Source organism: Cognatishimia coralii, from assembly GCF_037478305.1.
GTDB lineage: Bacteria > Pseudomonadota > Alphaproteobacteria > Rhodobacterales > Rhodobacteraceae > Cognatishimia > Cognatishimia coralii.
In genome coordinates, this window is record NZ_JBBGAZ010000003.1 from 1 (window position 1) to 19013 (window position 19013).

Genomic DNA, 19013 nt, shown 5'->3' on the forward strand with positions numbered 1-19013 from the left:
GAAAACTCGTAAAACAAAGCCGCCTGCGCTTCTTGTCTCGGTCCCATCATCACTCAATCCCCCGTTCAATATGGAAATTGAATCAGTGACTTCGGCCTCGATCAAGGGTGAGTTTTTCAACAGAATACGCCCTTACCGCTACAACGACAACAACAACCCAAATACAAAGTCTGTGGGGCCACGGCTTTTCGACTTTTAGCGGGGCGCGAATAACCCGTATGGCAGCGCCCCCGCAAAGGACCCGCGATTTCTAGTTTCGGAATGCGTCCATGACTTGCACGAAAGCTTGCGACTCTGCTTGCTCATTGTTCATGCCAGCTTCGCGCACCAACGTGGCCACCATCTCTTGGAAGACTGAGTGCACTTCTGGGTCTTGCGCCATGGACCTTGCGACAAGCGACTTTTGCGACACTTTCGATTTCTTTATATTTATCAGCGCCCTATGTGTTTTTAGCTTTGCGACAAATCCCACATTTGTCGCAGCGACTGGGTCAGACGCATGCAGAAACGCAGGATTTTCCTGCTCCCTTTGAAAAGTACAGCCAAATCGCTCAGTCATGACATACCAGCCGCCATGCTTTGCGTGTGCGAACCTGTCCCTGTTCGACGTCAGAGCACTTTTCAACCCAATGGTACTCTTCCAAAATCGCTAATAAACGCTCAACCTTCCTTGTGTCGCGAATGTTGCTAGGCCCGCTCTTGACGACATCACGTTTCACAAAAGTCGTGTTTCTATGTTTCTTGATCAACCATTGTCTTAGCTGTTCAGCTTCCTTCATCGCAGGATCTACGAAGCCCGCATCCAATGCACAAAGAGCTTGTTCGACGTACCAGTTCGCAAGGTGGGCAGCATCAGATATTGTCTCGCGATTGACTGATTGCGCATCTGGGTCTGCCAAGAGTGTAAAAACACCCGCAATGCGTGCTGCCTGTTCAGCAGCCTTGGATGCAAAACCACGGATGCCTTCAAGCGACTGGCCTTTTGCTTGCTGTGCCTCAAGCCTGTTGGCAAAGGCTATCAATTCGTCCCGAGCCCCTGGATCTAACGAGAGCACACCCAAGTTCAGTTCCTTTGCATCACCATTAAGGTCTTTAGACTTGGAAAGGAGATGTGAGATCTGGGCGCTAAACTCGGCAAGGTTTACCTTCGCCCGTTCTTTCTCCCGCATTGTGGTGTCATCTTCTCTGATCAGGCGCGTGCCAATGTGGCTTTCGGGAACGGCGATGAGGCACCTCGAAAGGAAGCCCTGATCTTTTAGAATTTCGTTTGCAAAAACACTCTCTGCAACTTTGCCTTGCAGCATCAAATGCAAGCATCCCCGCCTATGCCTAAACGTGCGAAGAGGCTGCCCTGCCCTTGTCCTATTGAGCGGTGCGGCATCCCAAACTTTGGACAACCCCGCAACTGTCTTGAGCAAATTTTTTTTGCTCATGGCATGGCCCCCAAAAATCTGCCCCCCTTCGTCAGAAAAGATCCCGACCGAGGGGCTTCCGCTCTCAAAATGGTGCAGAAGGCCTTCGAAAGTTAGATCAGAGAGGATCTTTCTAGGGTCCGAGGGTTCAACGGGGGCTTGGGGCACCTGCCCTTCGACAACATTTCCCTCACTGCCGGCTTCCTTAATATGTTTGCGTCTAGTGCCTTAGGCTATAGACTGAATGTGCGGGTGTTTCTCTTAGAATATTCACCATGAGGTATTTGTTCACGAGGTTTGACCAACTCGTGGCTTTGTGAGGATACCGATGTATTCCACCCCGTTTGGCAATACGCATTGCGGCTGCCAAGGACACACCGATCAACGGGATTTCTCGTGCAGTGTGTCTTTGCTTAAGCTCTCGACCGTTGGGTGCCACCCTGATGAATGGAATGGGGGCATCCAGGCAATAATCTTCAAGTGGACAACTCAAAACTTCCGATGGACGCAGGCCAGTATTGATTAACACTAGAAAAGCGTCCCGCGCTTCCTCATTCAAACCATCAAGAGCACCTCGAGCCAGCAGTTTGCCTCGCACCCAATCTCTGGAGAAGGCAGGCCTGCGGTTCTCTGGATCAATGGCCTCGTCAAAGCGTAACTTGGAAAATGGGTTTTCCAGATCGCCATGTACCTTTAGCTCACACCAAGTGGAAACGATCTGGGAAAGATGGCCAAAGTCCTTATTGGCGGTTTCGGCTTTGGCTTTTCCGGCTTCCACCTTGCTTGCCCACCAAGACCTGAATGCCAGAGCATCCCCACGGTCGATCCGGTCCAAGCTCACCTGCGCGCTTTGCCTTTTCGAAGTTCGCGACAGCGCGCTCGCGGGGTAATGCCCATAGGTGCTTCTGACGATCCGATTTACGCAATCGCTTTGTCTTTGTGAGCTCTCTGAATTCTTCCCAAACTTTCCTAAGTGGGGGAAGGGAGACGTTGACGCTCCCAAGCAAGGCATCACGCACTTCTGGCGAAGTTTGGCGTGAGAGAGTGCCTGACGCAGCCAGCAGGCGAGGAATGTTCTCCTGAAAAGACCGTTTGAGCAACACATCGCTTGGAACATAGTCAAACCCACGACTTTCGGCCCCGCTCTTGGCTGCTTGGTACTGCTCATAAGCTAGAGCGTCTTCACCAAGTTCCAATAAGTGCCATTGCGTTCGGATCCGCTTCTCGACCTCAACGGCCTTGCGCTTTGCAACGCTCAGGTCTGCTGTCCGCAAAGCCTGTCGCACTTGGCGAACGGGCTGTCCCGACTTCCCGAGCACTTTGCCGAAAAGATGATTGGGTACATTTAGAACAAAATAGTAGCGTCCACGATCTTGCGTAATCCCCACTAGAGGTCCTCCAGCAATCAACCCGACTATGCGGGATTCCATGCGGGTTTTTATGCGGGAGGAACTTACAACATTCAGTTAAGGATCAGTAGGCAATTGATTTTATTTGGAAAAATTACAAACACACCAACTCAAATCGCTTGTTCGTGGCGGAGACGAAGGGATTCGAACCCTCGATACCGTTTCCGGTATACTCCCTTAGCAGGGGAGCGCCTTCGACCACTCGGCCACGTCTCCACTGACCGGAAGTAAAGAAAAGCCCCTACTTCCACAAGGGCTTTTTATCATTTTTTTGATAGGCTCGTGATCGTTGATCAAACGTGTCAAACTGCGCATGGCGCGGTCACGAAAGACCAGAAATTCTCTGCATAAACAAGGACTTCACCACTTCACTTTCCACGCCCATCAAAACGCTTGTTTCACTGCGAGCGTCAGCGGCAGCTCGGGTTTCGCCAATTTCTTCGCCTTGAGTTACAACGGTGATGCCGACCTCTTCGGATGTAAACAGATGCGGGTGCGTGCAGGCAATCACGGCGGCGGGGTCATGCAGGCTGCAACCATCAAATTTGCCGACGGTTTCATAGAACTTCAGATAGAAGTGGCTCATGTCCTGAAGCATGCCACCCAGCTTGGGCGCGGCCTCGGCCATCGCAGCGAAATCCTCTTTGGTGCAGAGGATCTGATGGGTGACGTCCAGCCCGACCATTTCGACCTTGGCACCGGAGGCAAAGACAACCTCGGCCGCATGTGGGTCGTGGTAAACATTGGCCTCGGCATAGGGCGTGATATTGCCGCCCTCTTTATACGAACCGCCCATCAGGACAATGCGATCCACGTTTGAGGCGAACTCTGGATCCGCTTGGATGGCCAGCGCAATATTGGTCAACGGGCCGATTGGACAGAGCACCAGTTCGCCTTTGTGCTCACGCGCCATGCGGACGAGGAACTCTGCGGCAGTTTCTTTGATGGCGTTGCCTTTGGGCGTTGCGGCGGGGATGTCGCCAAAGCCTTCGTCGCCATGAACATGGGCTGACGGCTTGATGTGCGGCATCTCAAGAGGCTTCTCGGCACCCCGAGCCACAGGAATATCGAGCCCCACTGCCTCAACCAGTCGCAGCGCGTTGCGCGTGGCGGTGTCGACGGTCACATTGCCAAAGATCGCAGTGAGGCCCAGCAACTCGATATCCTCAGCCGCCGCCGCGTAGAAAATTGCCATGGCGTCATCAATGCCGGGATCTGTATCGATAATGATCTTTGTCATAGGGTCCTCATATTTTAGCGGCCCATAATGTAGATAGCGCTAACGGAGGCAAGCGCGAATGCGCCTTGCCCGGCTGGAACAGTTTCAAATTTTCCGAAAGCCTCGGGTGAGGCTTAGGTATTGAACAAGAAGTGCATCACGTCGCCGTCCTGCACAACATAGGCCTTGCCTTCGGCGCGCATCTTGCCCGCTTCTTTGGCGCCCTGCTCGCCATTGCAGGCGATGTAGTCGTCATAGGCGATGGTTTCGGCGCGGATGAAACCACGTTCAAAATCACCATGAATGACGCCCGCCGCTTGTGGGGCCAGCGTGCCTTTTTTGATGGTCCAAGCGCGCGCCTCTTTCGGGCCGACGGTGAAATAGGTTTCCAGTTGCAAGAGGTCATGACCTGCGCGGATCAGACGATCCAGACCGGCTTCTTCAAGCCCCATTTCGCTGAGGAACATCTCGGCCTCTTCTGCCTCAAGCTGGCTGATCTCTTCTTCGATCTGCGCCGAGATGATTACATGGGTATTGCCCTGTTTGGCGGCCATTTCAGCCACGGCGGCGGAGTGCGCGTTGCCTTCGGCCGCCTCGGATTCTCCGACGTTGCACACGTAAAGCACAGGCTTGGTGGACAAGAGCTGCAGGCCTTTCCACAGTTTCTCGTCCTCTGGCGCGATCTCGACTGTGCGCGCGGGGCGATCATTTTCAATCGCCTCTTGCGCCATAGCCAGCAGGCGGTCCTGCTCTTTGGCCTCTTTGTCATTGCCTTTGAGCTTGCGCACCAGACCCTGACGGCGTTTCTCGATGCTTTCCAGATCCGCGAGCATCAGCTCGGTCTCGATGGTTTCTGCATCGGCAACGGGATCCACGCGATCATCCACGTGGGTCACGTCGTCATCGTCAAAACAGCGCAGAACATGAGCGATAGCGTCGGTTTCGCGGATGTTGGCTAGGAACTGGTTCCCAAGGCCTTCGCCCTTTGACGCGCCCTTCACCAGACCCGCGATATCGACAAATGTCATGCGCGTTGGGATGATCTGCTTAGAGCTCGCGATTGCCGCCAGCTTGTCCAGACGATCATCGGGCACAGCCACATCTCCGACGTTGGGCTCAATCGTGCAGAACGGAAAATTCGCCGCCTGCGCAGCCGCCGTTTTGGTCAGCGCGTTAAACGTGGTGGATTTGCCCACATTCGGCAGCCCGACGATCCCAACTTTAAAGCCCATATTGGCCTCCTGTCATTTGCTCTGCCGCTCTTACTGAGTGTTTGGGAATGACGCAAGGTGGTGTTAGGGTCCACGTATTGTGTTCAAGGGAGAATGAATAATGAGCTTTACGCCATTTCTATTTTTCGATGGCAACTGCGAAGAAGCGATAGATTTTTATGCCGAAATTCTAGGAGCCGATGAGGTTGTGAAAACGTCCTTTGCCGAGGCCCCGCCCGAGGCCGGCATGCCGCCGGATGCGCGGGTGATGTATTCCCATATCCGGATTGGAGATCACATGCTGATGGCCTCTGATATTCTGCCAGGTCAGAGCTATGCCCCTCAGGCCTCGGTGCATGTGACCCATTACGCCAAGGATGCCAAAGACGGCCGCGCGAAGTTTGCGAGACTGGCTGAAGGTGGCGAAATCCTGATGGACTATCAGGAAACCTTCTTTGCCTACGGGTTCGGAACATGCAAGGATCGCTTCGGCACCCACTGGATGATCATGATCGCCAAAGAGGAAGAGTAAATGCGCCAGCAGAGCTTTGAGAAATTCTACTATACCAAGGTCGGCCTCGGAGAGGGTTGCGGTTGTGCGGAACGGGTGATCGACAATCATGAAATCGAACGCATCCACGCGGGCATCAGCCTCGGCAAATCCGCAGGCCCCGGGCCGCTGCGCCGCATGATCTCGCGTCTTTTGGGTCGCAAAGCGCCCGCGCCGTCCGCGAAGGATTGATTTCCCCCAAAACTTTAGGCAAACCGCTGGGCGTAGTATTAAGGATCGCCCAATGACCGACTTCACGACCCGCATCGACGCCAAATTCGCCGAGCTGAAGGCGCAAGGTAAGAAAGCCTTTGTGTCCTATGTGATGGCAGGTGATCCGAACTATGAGACCTCGCTTGAGGTGGTCAAAGGCCTACCAGCAGCGGGTGTTGATATCATTGAGCTCGGCCTGCCCTTCACCGACCCTATGGCAGACGGCCCAACCATTCAGCTGGCCGGTCAGCGCGCGCTGGATCAGGGCATGACGCTGGAAACTACGCTGCAGATGGCACGCGATTTCCGCAAAGATGATGATACGACCCCGATTGTACTGATGGGCTACTACAACCCGATCTACAGCCGCGGCGTGGACAAATTCCTGCAAGACGCCAAGGACGCGGGCATCGATGGGCTGATTGTAGTCGACCTGCCGCCCGAAGAAGACGACGAGCTCTGCATTCCAGCGCAAGCGGCGGGTTTGAACTTTATTCGCCTCGCGACGCCGACCACCGATGAAAAACGCCTGCCGAAGGTTCTGCAGAACACCTCTGGCTTTGTGTACTATGTCTCGATCACCGGCATCACCGGCGCGGCTGAAGCGCAGGCCACCAATGTCGGCCCAGAAGTCGAAAGGATCAAATCCTCCACCGACCTGCCTGTGATCGTGGGCTTTGGCATCAACACGCCCGAGAAATCAGAGGCGATTGCCTCCGTATCCGACGGCGCAGTCGTGGGCTCGGCCATTGTCAAAATGATTGGCGAAGGCAAGCCAGCAGACGAAGTTCTGGCCTTCGTGAAAACCCTTGCTGATGGAGCGCACCGCGCCTGAGCCCATGCCCCAAGCCCCCACGCTTGAAACTGACCGCCTGATCCTACGCCCGATGGAGCTGGACGATTGGTCGGCCTACAAAAAGCTGATGGGATCAGAGCGCGCCGCCTATATGGGCGGGCCTTTTTCAGAGCGGGACGCATGGGGCATGTTTTGCCAGGACGCAGGCCAATGGGCCTTGTTCGGCCACGGCGCTTTGATGATGGTCGAGAAGGCCACCGGAGACGTTGTCGGCCAAGTCGGCATCAACCACGGGCCGCTTTTCCCAGAAAAAGAACTCGGCTGGATGCTTTACGAGGCTGCGGAAGGCAAAGGCTATGCCTTTGAAGCGGCCGAATGCATGCGGCGTTGGGCCTATGAGGTGCTCAGCATCAAAGGGCTGGTCAGCTATATCGACCCAGAAAACGAGAAATCACAAAAGCTCGCCGAACGCCTCGGGGCGACGCGCGACGACGACGCGCCGCGCCAAGCTCCCGAGGATCTGGTTTATCGGCATTTGACGCTTTAGCTGAGTAACTCGTCGAGCCTACGCGCGCAGATGAAATCATTGGCCGTCAAACCGCCTGCCTCGTGGCTTGTGTAGGTGACCTCGCAATAGCCCCAACCAAAGGCGATGTCCGCGTGGTGGCCCATTTTGTTGGAATGCCAAGCCGCTAGGTTCGCCATCTCAACCGCTTTGGCAAAGCCTTTGAAGTCAAAACGCTTTTTGATGTGATCCCCGGCCAATTCCCAGCCGTGCAGCAATGCAAAACGTGCTTGGACCTGCTCTGAAGACAGAAGGCCGTCGCCCAGGGTGCAGGGCTCGCAGGTTTCTTGAGTTGCCATTACGATGCCTTTGGGATTGGAGGGTAAAGCGGCTCAAACAGGCCCTTGGATTGCGCCTCTACGATATCCTTCGTCAGGTCGCGGTCGGCGGCGGCGAACATGTCGTCGAGGGTCTCGATCACGAAATAAACCGGCTGATGGATGTCGATACGATAAGGCGTCCGCAGGATGTCCTGAATGTCAAAGGGACGGACCACTGGATCGCCGCTGATGACCGCATGAGGCAGCTCGGTTTTTGAGGAAGCCAGCCCAGAGCCAAGCGCCTTAAGCGCGCCGTTCTCGTAGGTCAGACCGAACTCAATCGTGAACCAGTAAAGGCGGATCAGCCAGGAGTATTGCGATTTGTCGACTGTTTGCCCTGCCCGTCCAATGGCTTCGGAGAACGCCGCGAAACGGGGATCGGTCAGCAGCGGCGTATGGCCAAAAATCTCGTGAAAGATATCGGGTTCTTCGATGTAGTCGAAGTCTTCGCGAGACCGGATGAAGGACGCTGCAGGGAAGGTGCGATCGGCGAGCATGTCAAAAAACGTCTTAAACCCGATAAGCGCTGGCACTGGCGCGACTTTCCAACCCGTCTCGCGCTGCAAGACAGCAGAAATATCCGCGCATTGAGGCACTTTGCTGCGTGGCATATCGAGTTTCTTAAGCCCATCCAGATACGGGCGCGCCATATGGGCCTGAACCGCGTCCCATTGGGCGTCTACCAGATCCGCCCAAACGGCGTCTTCTTCGCTGGTGTAGGGAATCAACCCGTTTTTATCGGGCGTTTTGGCGGTATAAGCGGTCGATTTCGGCATGACTTTCCTCTCTTTGGGAAAGTTTCGCGCGAAACAGGGGCAAAAAATCACCTAAAATCTAGCATTGCAGCAATTATTAGGGCAAAATGTGCCTCACAAAACGCCAAAGCCAAAATTCATGCCCAACTTAGACGAAATCGACCGCACAATCCTACGCACCCTCCAGACAGACGGCAAAATCAGCCTGCAAGCCCTCGCCGGGCAGGTGAACATGTCCACATCCCCCTGTTTTCGTCGTGTGAAACGCCTGCAGGACAGCGGGATCATCACAGGCTATGTGGCACTTTTGGATCAAAAGGCTCTGGGCCTGAACGCGCAGGCCTATCTGCAATTGTCCCTGATTGATCACAAAGAGGAAACCATCCAAACCTTTGATCGCTTTGTACAAAACGAAGCGCAGGTCATCGAATGCGCCTCGATCACCGGGTCCAACGACTACCTCCTAAAGGTCGTGGCCGAAGACGCCGAGGCGCTGGAACAGTTCATTATGAAGCGTGTCTTAAGGCTCGGCATAATCAGTTCGTCTTACACGAACTTCGTTCTGCGCCGCACGAAATCCTCGACGGTTTTGCCGGTCTAACCCCGCTACCCAAAATTGGGGATTGCAAGTTTTTGCCCAAATTGGCAAACATCCCTTACCAATTTAGAGAGTTACGCTATGCCAGTGATCACCTGCATCGAGGATCTGAAACGCATCTATGAGCGCCGCGTGCCGCGCATGTTCTATGATTATGCGGAAAGCGGCAGCTATACCGAACAGACTTTCCGCGAGAACACCTCGGACTTTGCGGACATCTACCTCAAGCAGCGCGTCGCCATCGATATGACGGGCCGCAGCACAGCGACGCAGATGATCGGTCAGGATGTCTCGATGCCCGTGGCCTTGGCCCCTGTCGGTCTGACGGGCATGCAATCGGCTGACGGTGAGATCAAAGCCGCAAGGGCGGCGGGCAATTTTGGCGTGCCCTTCACGCTCTCGACCATGTCGATCTGCTCGATTGAGGATGTGGCCGAGAACACGGACAAGCCTTTCTGGATGCAGGTCTATACGCTGACAGATGATGACTTCATGCGTCGCCTGTTTGACCGCGCTAAAGATGCGAAATGTTCGGCCGCCGTGATTACAGTCGACCTTCAGATGCTCGGCCAGCGCCATAAGGATCTGAAGAACGGCCTGTCTGCCCCGCCCAAACCGACGCTCAAGAATATCATCAACCTCTCGACCAAGTGGCGCTGGGGGCTGGAGATGCTCGGCACCAAACGGCGCGGGTTTGGCAATATCATTGGGCACGCAAAGGGCGTGAACGACCCGAGCTCTCTGTTTGAATGGACCGCCAAGAGCTTTGATCAGGCGCTCGATTGGGACCGCATCAAAGAGTTCCGCAAGATGTGGGACGGCCCTCTGATCATCAAAGGCATCATCGACCCGCGCGACGCGGTCAAAGCTTTGGACGTGGGAGCCGATGCGATCATCGTGTCAAACCACGGCGGGCGACAGCTCGACGGAGCCCTCTCGGCCATCCGCGCCCTACCCCCGATTATGGATGCGGTGGGCGACAAGATCGAAGTGCATCTGGACAGTGGAATCCGGTCTGGGCAGGACGTACTCAAGGCCGTCGCGCTTGGGGCCAAAGGAACCTATATCGGGCGGGCCTTCATTTACGGGCTGGGCGCGATGGGGGAACCCGGTGTGACCAAGGCGCTTGAGGTCATTCACAAAGAGCTGGATATCTCGATGGGACTGGCCGGGCGACGCACAATCGATGAGATTGATCGCGATGTGCTGATGGTGCCGAAAGGGTTTTCGGGAGAGTGGGAATAAGGCGTTTCGCCTTTGACACCTAAATGTGGACAGGTGATAGTCTGATCAAAACGATCAGGCCACCCCGTGCAAATCTACTTCGAGCAAAACCTCGCCTTCCTCGCGATGCCCAAAACAGGCAGCACGGCCTATGAAATGGCCCTGCGCCCGCACGCCGATATCGTCTTTGCGAAACGCCGCAAACATATGACCGCAGGCCAGTTCAAACGCCGCATGGTGCCGTTTCTGGACGAGTTCTATGGCCTCAAACCCGAGGTCATGGCGATCATCCGCGATCCCATTGAGCAGATCCGAAGCTGGTACAGATACCGCGCGCGGCCCGTAGAAAAAGGCGGACGCGCGGATTGTCAGAATCTGAGCTTTGACGACTTCGTCCGCCTCGTGATGCAAGAGCCGCAGCCGCCAGCCGCTGCTATCGGCACGCAGCTTGGGTTTCTGTCGATGTTTGATGGCGTGATCCCCGTCCACCACATCTTTGCTTATGAAAAACAGCAGGTCGTGCGAGGCTTTCTCAATGACCGCTTTGGCAAGACATTTGAGTTCCAGCAAAAGAACGTCTCACCTGACAAACCGACACCTCTGTCGCCTGACGTCGAAGCCGAGCTGCGTGCCTTCCGCGCCGATGAATTTGCCCTTTATCAAAGGGTTTTGGACACAGGCGGGCATTTGCAGCAATACAACGGGTAAATCGCGGCCGAAAACACGCGAATACCCCTTTGCAATCTGATGATTCTACGCTAAGGCCAGCGCTTCACGCGGGGTTACAGCCTTGGAGGAACCCTGCCCTAATCTATTGGAGAATTCAAATGGCTGGACAGATCCCTGATCTTCACGCCGAAGTCCGGACGGGGACAGGCAAGGGCGCCGCTCGTCAAGCTCGTCGCGACGGCTTCGTACCTGGTGTTGTTTATGGTGGTGACGCGGATCCTATCGCGATCAACATCCCATTCAACGTGCTTTTCAAAAAGCTGAAAGACGGCCGCTTCCTGTCGACCCTTTTCAACCTGAAAGTTGAAGGTCAGGAAGACGTGCGCGTGATCTGCCGTAACGTGCAGCGCCACACTGTCAAAGACCTGCCGACCCACCTGGACCTGCTGCGTCTGCGTCGGACTTCCAAAATCAACCTGTTTATCCCGGTTGAGTTTGTGAACGAAGAAGAAGCGCCTGGCATCAAAAAAGGCGGCGTTCTGACTGTTGTGCGTTCCGAAGTTGAGCTGAACGTGACCGCGGGCGACATCCCTGAAAAGATCGTTGTTGATCTGGCGGGCAAAGAAGTTGGCGACGTTCTGACCATCTCTGCGGTTGAGCTGCCAGCAGGCGCGAAACCAACGATCGATCGTGACTTCGTGATCGCGAACATCTCTGCACCATCTTCCCTGCGGTCTTCTGACAGCGACGACGACGGCGAAGGCGACGCAGCAGAGGGCGAAGAGGCGGCAGCAGAGGAATAATCCTCGCGCGGCTTTTGCCAATGCATTGAAACGCGGCACCTTCGGGCGCCGCGTTTTTCTTTGGGGGTCTCTCGCTTTGAGGATCAAAGCCGCGTATGAAGGCACAAGAAAGACACCGCAGAGATCACGCCATGAGACTTTTCGTAGGACTAGGCAACCCGTGCGACAAATACGCTGGGAACCGTCACAATATCGGCTTTATGGCGTTGGACCGGATCGCCGAAGATCACGGGTTTTCGCCCTGGCGCAGCAAATTTCAGGGCGAGGTCAGCGAAGGCAAGTTTGGCAGCGACAAGGTCATCTTGCTTAAGCCGATGACCTTCATGAACAAATCCGGCCAATCGGTTGGAGAGGCGATGCGGTTTTACAAGCTCGAAAGCACCGACATCACGGTTTTGCATGACGAGTTGGATCTGGCCCCGGGCAAGTGTCGCGTCAAGGCGGGCGGAGGCCATGCGGGCCACAACGGGCTGCGCTCCATTCACCAGCATATTGGGCCGCACTACGACCGTGTGCGTTTGGGGATTGGGCACCCGGGTCACAAAGACGCCGTGGCGGGCTATGTCTTGCGGGATTTTGCCAAGGCGGATCAGGAGTGGCTGGATGACCTCATGCGCGGGATCAGCGATGGGGCGGAACATCTGGCGCGCGATGATGGCGGCAAGTTCATGAATGCGGTTGCGTTGCGTGTGGCCCCGCCGCGGTCTTCGACCAGCAAGCCGAAACCAAAACCTACGCCAGCCCCGAAGGCCACAGAGCCAGAGCCGGTCGAGGACAAGTCCCCCCTTCAAAAACTGATGGACAAGTTCCGCTAGACCTAAGGTTCCGTAGCGTCCTCGTTGCACGCTAGCGCCTCTACTCTCATGCTGAAGAAGGGTTGAGGGAGAGGTCACATGCGCCGTTTGGGTCGAATTGTATTCCGCATCATTTTGGTTCTGGTGATTGTTGTCGCCGCACTTGCTGTTTGGAAACGCGAGGAGATCCAACGGCTCTTGGTCGTGAACTCTCTGTTTGATGCTGACAAGATCGTTGGCAATTTCTCGTCCATGGAGGCGGCGTTTCTGAAAACCGACCTGCCCAAAGGCGATGGGCCGGCCTATGTTTTCCCACAGGGCGAGACGATCACCCTACCCAATGGCGCGGATCAGTGGATCAAAGACCGAAGCGTCACCTCTCTGATCGTTCTGAAAGACGGAGAGATGCGGTTTGAGGAGTACTTCCTTGGCACCAGCGCCGAGGATCGTCGGATCTCTTGGTCCGTTGCCAAGAGCTATCTGTCTGCGCTCTTTGGGGTGGTTCTGGCCGAAGGGGCCATCGACTCGCTTGACGATCCGGTGATCAAATATGCGCCTGAGCTTGCGGACAGCGCCTACAAAGACGCCACCGTGCGCAATGTGTTGAACATGGCCAGTGGGGTGGAGTTCGACGAGGACTATCTGGACTTCAACTCCGATATCAACCGTATGGGACGTGTCCTCGCGCTGGGGCAAAAGATGGACGACTTCACGGCCTCTATCGACAGCTCTTTCGCAGAACCGGGCGCCGCGTGGCAGTATGTGTCAATCGACACGCACGTCATCGGCATGGTGATCCGAGGCGCGACCGGGCGTCCAATCGCCGAGCTTCTGACCGAAAAGATCCTGACGCCCTTGGGCATGGAACGCGATGGCTATTACGTCACTGACGGCGTTGGTGTTGCCTTTGTGCTGGGCGGTTTGAACTTCACCACCCGCGACTACGCGCGCTTTGGTCAGATGATTGCGAATGATGGGGCATTCAACGACGCACAGATAGTGCCTGCCGATTGGATCGCCGCCTCGACCGCCCCGTCAGCGCCAACCAAAGCGGGACGGCAGCAATACGGGTTCCAATGGTGGATGCCCTCAGACGCCCGCCCCGGAGAGTATTTTGCACGCGGCATCTATGGCCAATACATCTATATCGATCACCCTCGGAACATCGTGATCGTGACCAACGGCGCAGATCGCGGCTTTCGCAACCAAGGTGTGAACAGCTCCAACATAGAAATGTTTCGCGCCATCGCTGAAAACCTGTAATCTGGTGATATGAAAGCAGATCCCAGCGTCAATATTTACGGCGAACCCCTTATTCCCTGTAGCACAGAGCCTCTGACAGGCTTCTTCCGCGACGGGGCCTGTAACACCTGCGCCTCCGATCAAGGCAGCCATACCGTCTGTGCGGTCATGACAGACGAATTCCTCGCCTATTCGAAATATGTCGGCAATGACTTGTCGACCCCGCGCCCGGAATACGGCTTTGCAGGCCTCAAGGCTGGGGACAGCTGGTGCCTGTGCGCGGCGCGGTTTCTGCAGGCCCATGACGAAGGCTGCGCCCCGCGCGTGAACCTATCTGCAACGCATTTAAGAGCGACGGACATCGTTCCACTACGTGTGCTGGAGCAATACGCCCTGCCCTAGCAGTCCTGTTCCAAAAGGTCATCAATGAACAGGCTGACAAGCTGCGTACGGTTATTCACGCCAGCCTTGCGGTAAATCCCCGCGCTCTGCGCTTTGACGGTGCCCTCGGATGTCGCACGCAACTCGGCGATGTCTGACACGCTAAGCCCTTTTATTGTAAAAAGCGCCACATCCCGCTCGGCGGCGGTAAGTTCCCAAGCATTGAAGCGGTCTTGGATGTGCTCCTGAAATGTCATCTGTACAGAACGCAAACTGGCCTCGGCCGCAGCTGTTCTTTTTAGAGAACGTCTGAGGGTCAGATAGCCGAATACCACCCCAAGGGTCAGGCCAATCGCAGCGCCTATTTCAAGCAGTTCGCGGGTTTGCCAGCGGATTGGATTTGTCCGGACGCCTATGATCGTCAACAAAATGTCAGACACAAAAAACACCGCGCAAGCGCCCTGCACGGCTGTAACTGCAATCAGAAACGCGCGGTTTTTATCCATGCGGGGACGTCAACTCCTGTCCGATGGTAACCGGGTCAATCATCATCGCCCTCGTCTTCATCTTCCGAGTCATCACCCTCGTCAGATCCTTCTTCGTCAGCTTCCTCTGACTCTTCGACATCATCGTCATCGCCGTCATCCTCGAGCTCTTCCCAGAAATCACGCAGGATCTCGCCAGTACGTTGGTTGAACACGATCTCGCGCTCATGGGTGCCGCTTTCGGCTTCAATCCGAATGCGACCCAGCCAAGTGCGCGATACGGAGACATCGGTATAGCCCTGAGCTTCAAGCTGAGCGATAATTTCTTCGACTGTAGGAGCAGCGGACGCTGGCATTGCGAAGGCACATCCTATGCAAAACGCTAGTACAAATTTTCTCTTCATCGTCTTCTCCGAATAGGCTGCTGACCAATGCTGCTACGGGACGTTTTGCATTGGTCAGCATGACGATCATTCAAGTGATTTCAAGCGAAAGCCGTGAGTGTGGGGAAGTTTGTGGGGCCTTTCGCTGAACTCGATCCACTTGGGACCTATGTTTCATCGTCACTTGCGGCATCGTCATCTTCATCTTCGTCGTTTTCATCTTTGCCAACTGCGCCAAAGGCGCAAAGTGGCTGCAGACAGGTCGCGGGCATTCATCAGTTCACCCAAATGCAACGAAAAAAGCTGGCTGATGCGACTTCGGGGATGCGGCATCAGCCAGCAGGTAACTGTTCAAGCGTTGGGCTTTAAAGTCACCTAAAGACGGTCCTCAGAGCGACTTAGTCGTCGTCTTCGTCTTCGTCCTCGTCTTCATCTTCGTCGTCTTCGTCTTCATCTTCGTCGTCGTCCATGTCGTCGTCTTCGTCGTCCATGTCGTCGTCTTCGTCGTCCATGTCTTCATCATCATCGGCGTCGACTGGCTCTTCTTCGGTGCCCAGCAGGGCCTCGGTGGCTGCGTCATATGTGAATTCGAACTCAGTACCGTCGCGGGTAGCTTCGACGATCACTTCGCCGCCTTCGGTTTCAACATCGACAACGGTATAGCCCTGACCTTCCAGATCAGCTGTGATCCGCGCTTCAAAGTCGGTGCTTTGTGCGAAGGCAGCTGTGCCAAGAAAAACGATCGCGGTGGTGGAGAGAATTTTCTTCATGTGTGTGTCCTGTGTTTACGAGGTTAGTCTTACGAGGGTTGTTCGACAGCGTTGGCTGCCTTGGACACAACTTGGGTCGAGAACACGGCCAGAGATATTGGGCTGGGGTTTAGATCGCGGGTTTCAGTACCAAGGGTTAGAAATTGGAACGAAAGTTTAACAGAGTGGCGTTCTCAATTTTCTAAATTTCCCATTAAAATTAAACCCTTAATTGCATCACCACCAAACCCCAAACTGCAATCGTGTTTTCAGCAATGTAGAGCAGCCAAATAGAGCGCCTAAGCCTTGGTTGAGATGCCTAATCCATCGGTTTATGCGCAATCCAGACGATGACGACTGGAATTTGGCGACCTACCAAACAAAAAAGGCGCCCAAAATAGGGCGCCTTTTAAGTGTCTAACGTTTTGAAGTTTTACTCAGCGTCTTTCATGTCAAAGCCAAGGTGGCGCGCGACAGTAAAGATGTCCTTGTCGCCACGCCCACACATGTTCATCACGATGATATGGTCCTTAGGCAGGGTCGGTGCGAGCTTCATCACATGGGCCAGCGCATGGCTAGGCTCGAGCGCAGGAATGATGCCTTCGGTGCGGCAAGAGAACTGAAACGCCTCCAGCGCTTCTTTGTCGGTGATCGACACATATTGCGCACGGCCGATGTCATGCAGCCAGGCGTGTTCTGGACCGATACCCGGATAATCGAGCCCTGCCGAGATCGAGAAGCCCTCAAGGATCTGACCATCGTCATCCTGCAACAGATAAGTGCGGTTGCCATGCAGAACGCCCGGACGACCTCCGGTGAGGGACGCGCAGTGCTCCATCTTTTGGTTCACGCCTTTGCCGCCCGCTTCGACGCCGACGATATTGACGGATTGATCATCCAGGAACGGGAAAAACAGGCCCATTGCATTAGAGCCACCGCCGATCGCCGCAATCACCGTGTCAGGCAAACGGCCTTCGCCCTCTTGCGCGGCGAGCTGCTCGCGAACTTCTTTGCCGATGATCGCTTGGAAGTCACGCACCATTGCAGGGTATGGGTGCGGGCCAGCCACGGTACCGATGCAATAGAAAGTATCGGCGACATTGGTCACCCAGTCGCGCAGAGCGTCGTTCATGGCGTCTTTCAGCGTGCCACGACCGGAGGTCACAGGAACAACCTCGGCACCCAAGAGACGCATTCGGAACACATTCGGCGCCTGACGCTCAACATCATGCGCACCCATATAGACGACACATTTCAGGCCAAACTTGGCACAGACCGTCGCGGTCGCAACGCCATGCTGGCCTGCGCCGGTTTCTGCGATGATCCGCGTCTTGCCCATGCGACGCGCCAGAATAATCTGACCCAACACGTTGTTGATCTTATGCGCGCCGGTGTGGTTCAGCTCGTCACGCTTAAGGTAGATCTTGGCACCGCCAAGTTCCTCGGTCATGCGTGGCGCGAAATAGAGCGGGCTTGGGCGGCCCACGTAATGCGCCCAGAGGTCATCCATCTCGGCCCAGAAGCTTGGGTCGGTCTTGGCTTTCTCATATTCCGCTTCCAGATCCAGGATCAGCGGCATCAGCGTTTCAGACACAAAACGTCCGCCGAAGTCACCAAAGCGGCCCTTGTCGTCAGGGCCGTTCATGAAGCTGTTGAAAAGATCGTTGGCCATAGCTGCCTCATTTCTCAGAAGTTGCCGAAAGTCTTAGGACGGAAAGCGCCCGGACACCATCGGAAAGTGACGTCAAAGTTTCGGTGCAGGCTTTTGTCGCGCCGCCGTGATGAAAGCGCGCATCAGGTCAGGGTCTTTCACGCCCGGCGCGCTCTCGACACCCGAGGCCGTGTCCACTTGCCGCGCCCCCGTCATCTGAACCGCAAGGCCCACGTTTTCAGGTGTTAGCCCTCCAGCCAGCATCCACGGTTTGGGCCAGAACTTGCGATTGATGAGTTGCCAGTCAAAGGCCAGCCCATTGCCGCCGGGCAGCACCGAGTCCTTGGGGGCCTTGGCATCGACCAATAGCTGATCTGCGACCTGACCGTATATATCGATCTGTTTGGCGTCCTCAGCCGTCGCAATGCCGATTGCCTTGATCACAGGCAAACCATAGCGCGCGCGCACCTCTGCCACACGTTCGGGCGTTTCTTTTCCGTGCAGTTGGATCATATCCAAAGGCACGGTGTCAGTCAGATGATCTAGAAGGGCGTCATCCGCATTCACCACAAGCCCCACTTTTGCCACGCCGACCGGCGTGTCCAACGCAAGCGCGCGTGCCAGTTCGGGCGCGGCATAGCGTGGCGATTTGTCAAAGAAATTGAACCCGACATAGGTCACGCCCGCCTCGGCCGCAGCCTTGATCGTCTCGGGCGTGGTCAGCCCACAGATTTTGACTTTGGTGTCCATAAGGCCCTCAAAATGAAAAGCCCCAGAGGATCTCCGGGGCCATCAGGTGATCTCTTGTGACAGGATCTAGCTCGCTTCATCCAAAAGGGCCAGTACCTCGTCCTTACCTTCGTTCGCTTTGCCCTTCAGGCGGCGCACTTCGCGTTGGCTGTTTTTCAGATCGCGCTGTGCGGCCCCGGCTGCAGCCCGGTGTTTATGCTCGCGCAGGTATTCCCAAAAGAAGCCGATCAAAAGCCCCGCGCCGATCCCCATGAAAATCACGATAAACAGCGGCAATGACACCGAGAAGTTAAAGTTCAGCAACTCTCCCATCGGAGTGGGCAGCAGGTTCAAAGTGACCATACCACGGTTGGCCAGAGCCACCGATATCAGGACCACCCCAAGGCTTGCCAAAAAGGCATAGCGAATGTAGCGCATTAGGCTTTTCCGTTTAGACGATCTCTTAAGAGCTTCCCTGTCTTAAAGAACGGAACGTGCTTTTCTTCAACTGCGACAGACTCGCCGGTGCGCGGATTACGGCCGACGCGCGCATCGCGCTGTTTTACCGAAAACGCCCCAAAGCCGCGCAGCTCGACCCGATCGCCACGCGCCATGGCTTCGGTGATCTCTTCGAAAATGGAATTCACAATGCGCTCTACGTCGCGTTGATAAAGATGCGGATTCTCGTCCGCGAGTTTCTGAATCAATTCAGACCGGATCATCTATAGCCACTCCCCAGTGTTCTGTTTTGTTTTTTTGAACAACAGTTCAGACTATAGAAACAATATTGGCCAAACGGAAACCTTAAGATCCGCCAAACCCCTGATTTTGGTGCGAAAAAGGTCAGGATTCGGG

27 protein-coding genes and 1 tRNA gene are annotated in these 19013 nt (G+C 55.3%); 12 read left to right on the forward strand and 16 right to left on the reverse strand.

What is annotated here, in order from left to right; translation table 11 throughout:
- The coding region (locus WG622_RS07430; RefSeq protein WP_339403014.1) for a hypothetical protein at positions 1 to 199 on the forward strand (199 nt) is incomplete at its 5' end.
- A 51-nt stretch (positions 200 to 250) separates the two neighbouring features.
- Here the strand turns inward: WG622_RS07430 and WG622_RS07435 are convergent.
- The 7 genes from WG622_RS07435 to ychF form a co-directional block, all read right to left on the reverse strand.
- Positions 251 to 412, reverse strand: a complete 162-nt coding sequence (locus tag WG622_RS07435) for a hypothetical protein (protein ID WP_339403015.1) — start codon at positions 410 to 412, stop codon at positions 251 to 253.
- 139 nt (positions 413 to 551) lie between these two features.
- Complete coding sequence (locus WG622_RS07440) at positions 552 to 1580, reverse strand: DUF3987 domain-containing protein (RefSeq protein WP_339403016.1); 1029 nt, start codon at positions 1578 to 1580, stop codon at positions 552 to 554.
- Positions 1581 to 1632: 52 nt separating this feature from the next.
- Positions 1633 to 2247, reverse strand: a complete 615-nt coding sequence (locus WG622_RS07445; RefSeq protein ID WP_339403017.1) for a hypothetical protein — start codon at positions 2245 to 2247, stop codon at positions 1633 to 1635.
- Entirely contained in the window at positions 2153 to 2842 is a 690-nt protein-coding gene (locus WG622_RS19215; RefSeq protein WP_369077067.1) for a DUF6538 domain-containing protein, read from the reverse strand. The genes WG622_RS07445 and WG622_RS19215 overlap by 95 nt, the downstream gene beginning before the upstream one ends.
- Positions 2843 to 2947: 105 nt before the next feature.
- A tRNA-Ser gene (locus WG622_RS07450) sits at positions 2948 to 3037 on the reverse strand.
- Positions 3038 to 3143: 106 nt separating this feature from the next.
- Positions 3144 to 4061 (reverse strand): nucleoside hydrolase, encoded by a 918-nt coding sequence (locus WG622_RS07455; RefSeq protein ID WP_339403018.1) that lies wholly within the window; start codon positions 4059 to 4061, stop codon positions 3144 to 3146.
- A 113-nt stretch (positions 4062 to 4174) separates the two neighbouring features.
- Positions 4175 to 5272 (reverse strand): redox-regulated ATPase YchF, encoded by a 1098-nt coding sequence (gene ychF / locus WG622_RS07460; RefSeq protein WP_339403019.1) that lies wholly within the window; start codon positions 5270 to 5272, stop codon positions 4175 to 4177.
- A gap of 100 nt (positions 5273 to 5372) precedes the next feature.
- On the opposite strand from ychF, the gene WG622_RS07465 reads away from it, so the two are divergent.
- The 4 genes from WG622_RS07465 to WG622_RS07480 are packed head-to-tail and all read left to right on the forward strand — an operon-like array spanning position 5373 to position 7357.
- Complete coding sequence (locus tag WG622_RS07465; protein WP_339403020.1) at positions 5373 to 5783, forward strand: VOC family protein; 411 nt, start codon at positions 5373 to 5375, stop codon at positions 5781 to 5783.
- Positions 5784 to 5993, forward strand: a complete 210-nt coding sequence (locus WG622_RS07470; protein WP_339403021.1) for a hypothetical protein — start codon at positions 5784 to 5786, stop codon at positions 5991 to 5993. It abuts the gene before it with no gap.
- Between the two features lie 52 nt (positions 5994 to 6045).
- Positions 6046 to 6849 (forward strand): tryptophan synthase subunit alpha, encoded by an 804-nt coding sequence (gene trpA / locus WG622_RS07475; RefSeq protein WP_209355717.1) that lies wholly within the window; start codon positions 6046 to 6048, stop codon positions 6847 to 6849.
- Entirely contained in the window at positions 6830 to 7357 is a 528-nt protein-coding gene (locus WG622_RS07480; protein WP_339403022.1) for a GNAT family N-acetyltransferase, read from the forward strand. Before trpA ends, WG622_RS07480 begins: the two co-directional genes overlap by 20 nt.
- Here WG622_RS07480 and WG622_RS07485 read toward each other — a convergent pair.
- On the reverse strand, positions 7354 to 7674 hold the full coding sequence (locus WG622_RS07485; protein ID WP_339403023.1) for a 4a-hydroxytetrahydrobiopterin dehydratase: 321 nt from the start codon (positions 7672 to 7674) through the stop codon (positions 7354 to 7356). The genes WG622_RS07480 and WG622_RS07485 overlap by 4 nt on opposite strands.
- The gene (gene phhA, locus WG622_RS07490; protein ID WP_339403024.1) at positions 7674 to 8522 is read right to left on the reverse strand and encodes a phenylalanine 4-monooxygenase; all 849 of its coding nucleotides are present in this window, start codon (positions 8520 to 8522) and stop codon (positions 7674 to 7676) included. The genes WG622_RS07485 and phhA overlap by 1 nt, the downstream gene beginning before the upstream one ends.
- 67 nt (positions 8523 to 8589) lie before the next feature.
- Between phhA and WG622_RS07495 the strand changes: the two genes are divergently transcribed.
- The 7 genes from WG622_RS07495 to WG622_RS07525 all read left to right on the forward strand — a co-directional run bounded on the left by WG622_RS07495 (position 8590) and on the right by WG622_RS07525 (position 14182).
- A complete protein-coding gene (locus tag WG622_RS07495; RefSeq protein WP_339403025.1) occupies positions 8590 to 9051 on the forward strand; it encodes an Lrp/AsnC family transcriptional regulator in 462 nt (153 codons plus the stop codon).
- Positions 9052 to 9129: 78 nt separating this feature from the next.
- A complete protein-coding gene (locus tag WG622_RS07500; protein ID WP_339403026.1) occupies positions 9130 to 10293 on the forward strand; it encodes an alpha-hydroxy acid oxidase in 1164 nt (387 codons plus the stop codon).
- 66 nt (positions 10294 to 10359) lie between these two features.
- Complete coding sequence (locus WG622_RS07505; protein WP_339403027.1) at positions 10360 to 10980, forward strand: hypothetical protein; 621 nt, start codon at positions 10360 to 10362, stop codon at positions 10978 to 10980.
- Positions 10981 to 11099: 119 nt separating this feature from the next.
- A complete protein-coding gene (locus WG622_RS07510; protein WP_339403028.1) occupies positions 11100 to 11744 on the forward strand; it encodes a 50S ribosomal protein L25/general stress protein Ctc in 645 nt (214 codons plus the stop codon).
- 131 nt (positions 11745 to 11875) lie between these two features.
- Entirely contained in the window at positions 11876 to 12559 is a 684-nt protein-coding gene (pth, locus tag WG622_RS07515) for an aminoacyl-tRNA hydrolase (protein WP_339403029.1), read from the forward strand.
- A gap of 78 nt (positions 12560 to 12637) precedes the next feature.
- A complete protein-coding gene (locus tag WG622_RS07520; protein ID WP_339403030.1) occupies positions 12638 to 13801 on the forward strand; it encodes a serine hydrolase domain-containing protein in 1164 nt (387 codons plus the stop codon).
- A 9-nt stretch (positions 13802 to 13810) separates the two neighbouring features.
- Positions 13811 to 14182, forward strand: coding sequence for a DUF2237 family protein (locus tag WG622_RS07525; RefSeq protein WP_339403031.1), 372 nt, complete (start codon positions 13811 to 13813; stop codon positions 14180 to 14182).
- On the opposite strand, the gene WG622_RS07530 is transcribed toward WG622_RS07525, so the two are convergent.
- From WG622_RS07530 to ihfB, 7 genes are all read right to left on the reverse strand, one after another.
- Positions 14179 to 14667 carry a helix-turn-helix transcriptional regulator gene (locus WG622_RS07530; protein ID WP_339403032.1) on the reverse strand — a complete coding sequence of 163 codons (489 nt, stop codon included), beginning with the start codon at positions 14665 to 14667 and terminating at the stop codon, positions 14179 to 14181. The two genes, WG622_RS07525 and WG622_RS07530, sit on opposite strands and share 4 nt — an antisense overlap.
- A 35-nt stretch (positions 14668 to 14702) precedes the next feature.
- Complete coding sequence (locus WG622_RS07535; RefSeq protein ID WP_339403033.1) at positions 14703 to 15002, reverse strand: hypothetical protein; 300 nt, start codon at positions 15000 to 15002, stop codon at positions 14703 to 14705.
- A gap of 425 nt (positions 15003 to 15427) precedes the next feature.
- Entirely contained in the window at positions 15428 to 15799 is a 372-nt protein-coding gene (locus WG622_RS07540) for a PepSY domain-containing protein (RefSeq protein ID WP_339403034.1), read from the reverse strand.
- A gap of 412 nt (positions 15800 to 16211) precedes the next feature.
- Positions 16212 to 17450 (reverse strand): tryptophan synthase subunit beta, encoded by a 1239-nt coding sequence (trpB, locus tag WG622_RS07545; RefSeq protein ID WP_339403035.1) that lies wholly within the window; start codon positions 17448 to 17450, stop codon positions 16212 to 16214.
- A 72-nt stretch (positions 17451 to 17522) separates the two neighbouring features.
- A complete protein-coding gene (locus WG622_RS07550; RefSeq protein ID WP_339403036.1) occupies positions 17523 to 18179 on the reverse strand; it encodes a phosphoribosylanthranilate isomerase in 657 nt (218 codons plus the stop codon).
- A 66-nt stretch (positions 18180 to 18245) separates the two neighbouring features.
- On the reverse strand, positions 18246 to 18596 hold the full coding sequence (locus tag WG622_RS07555) for a lipopolysaccharide assembly protein LapA domain-containing protein (protein WP_339403037.1): 351 nt from the start codon (positions 18594 to 18596) through the stop codon (positions 18246 to 18248).
- A complete protein-coding gene (gene ihfB / locus WG622_RS07560; protein ID WP_209355700.1) occupies positions 18596 to 18880 on the reverse strand; it encodes an integration host factor subunit beta in 285 nt (94 codons plus the stop codon). The genes WG622_RS07555 and ihfB overlap by 1 nt, the downstream gene beginning before the upstream one ends.
- Positions 18881 to 19013 lie beyond the last annotated feature (133 nt).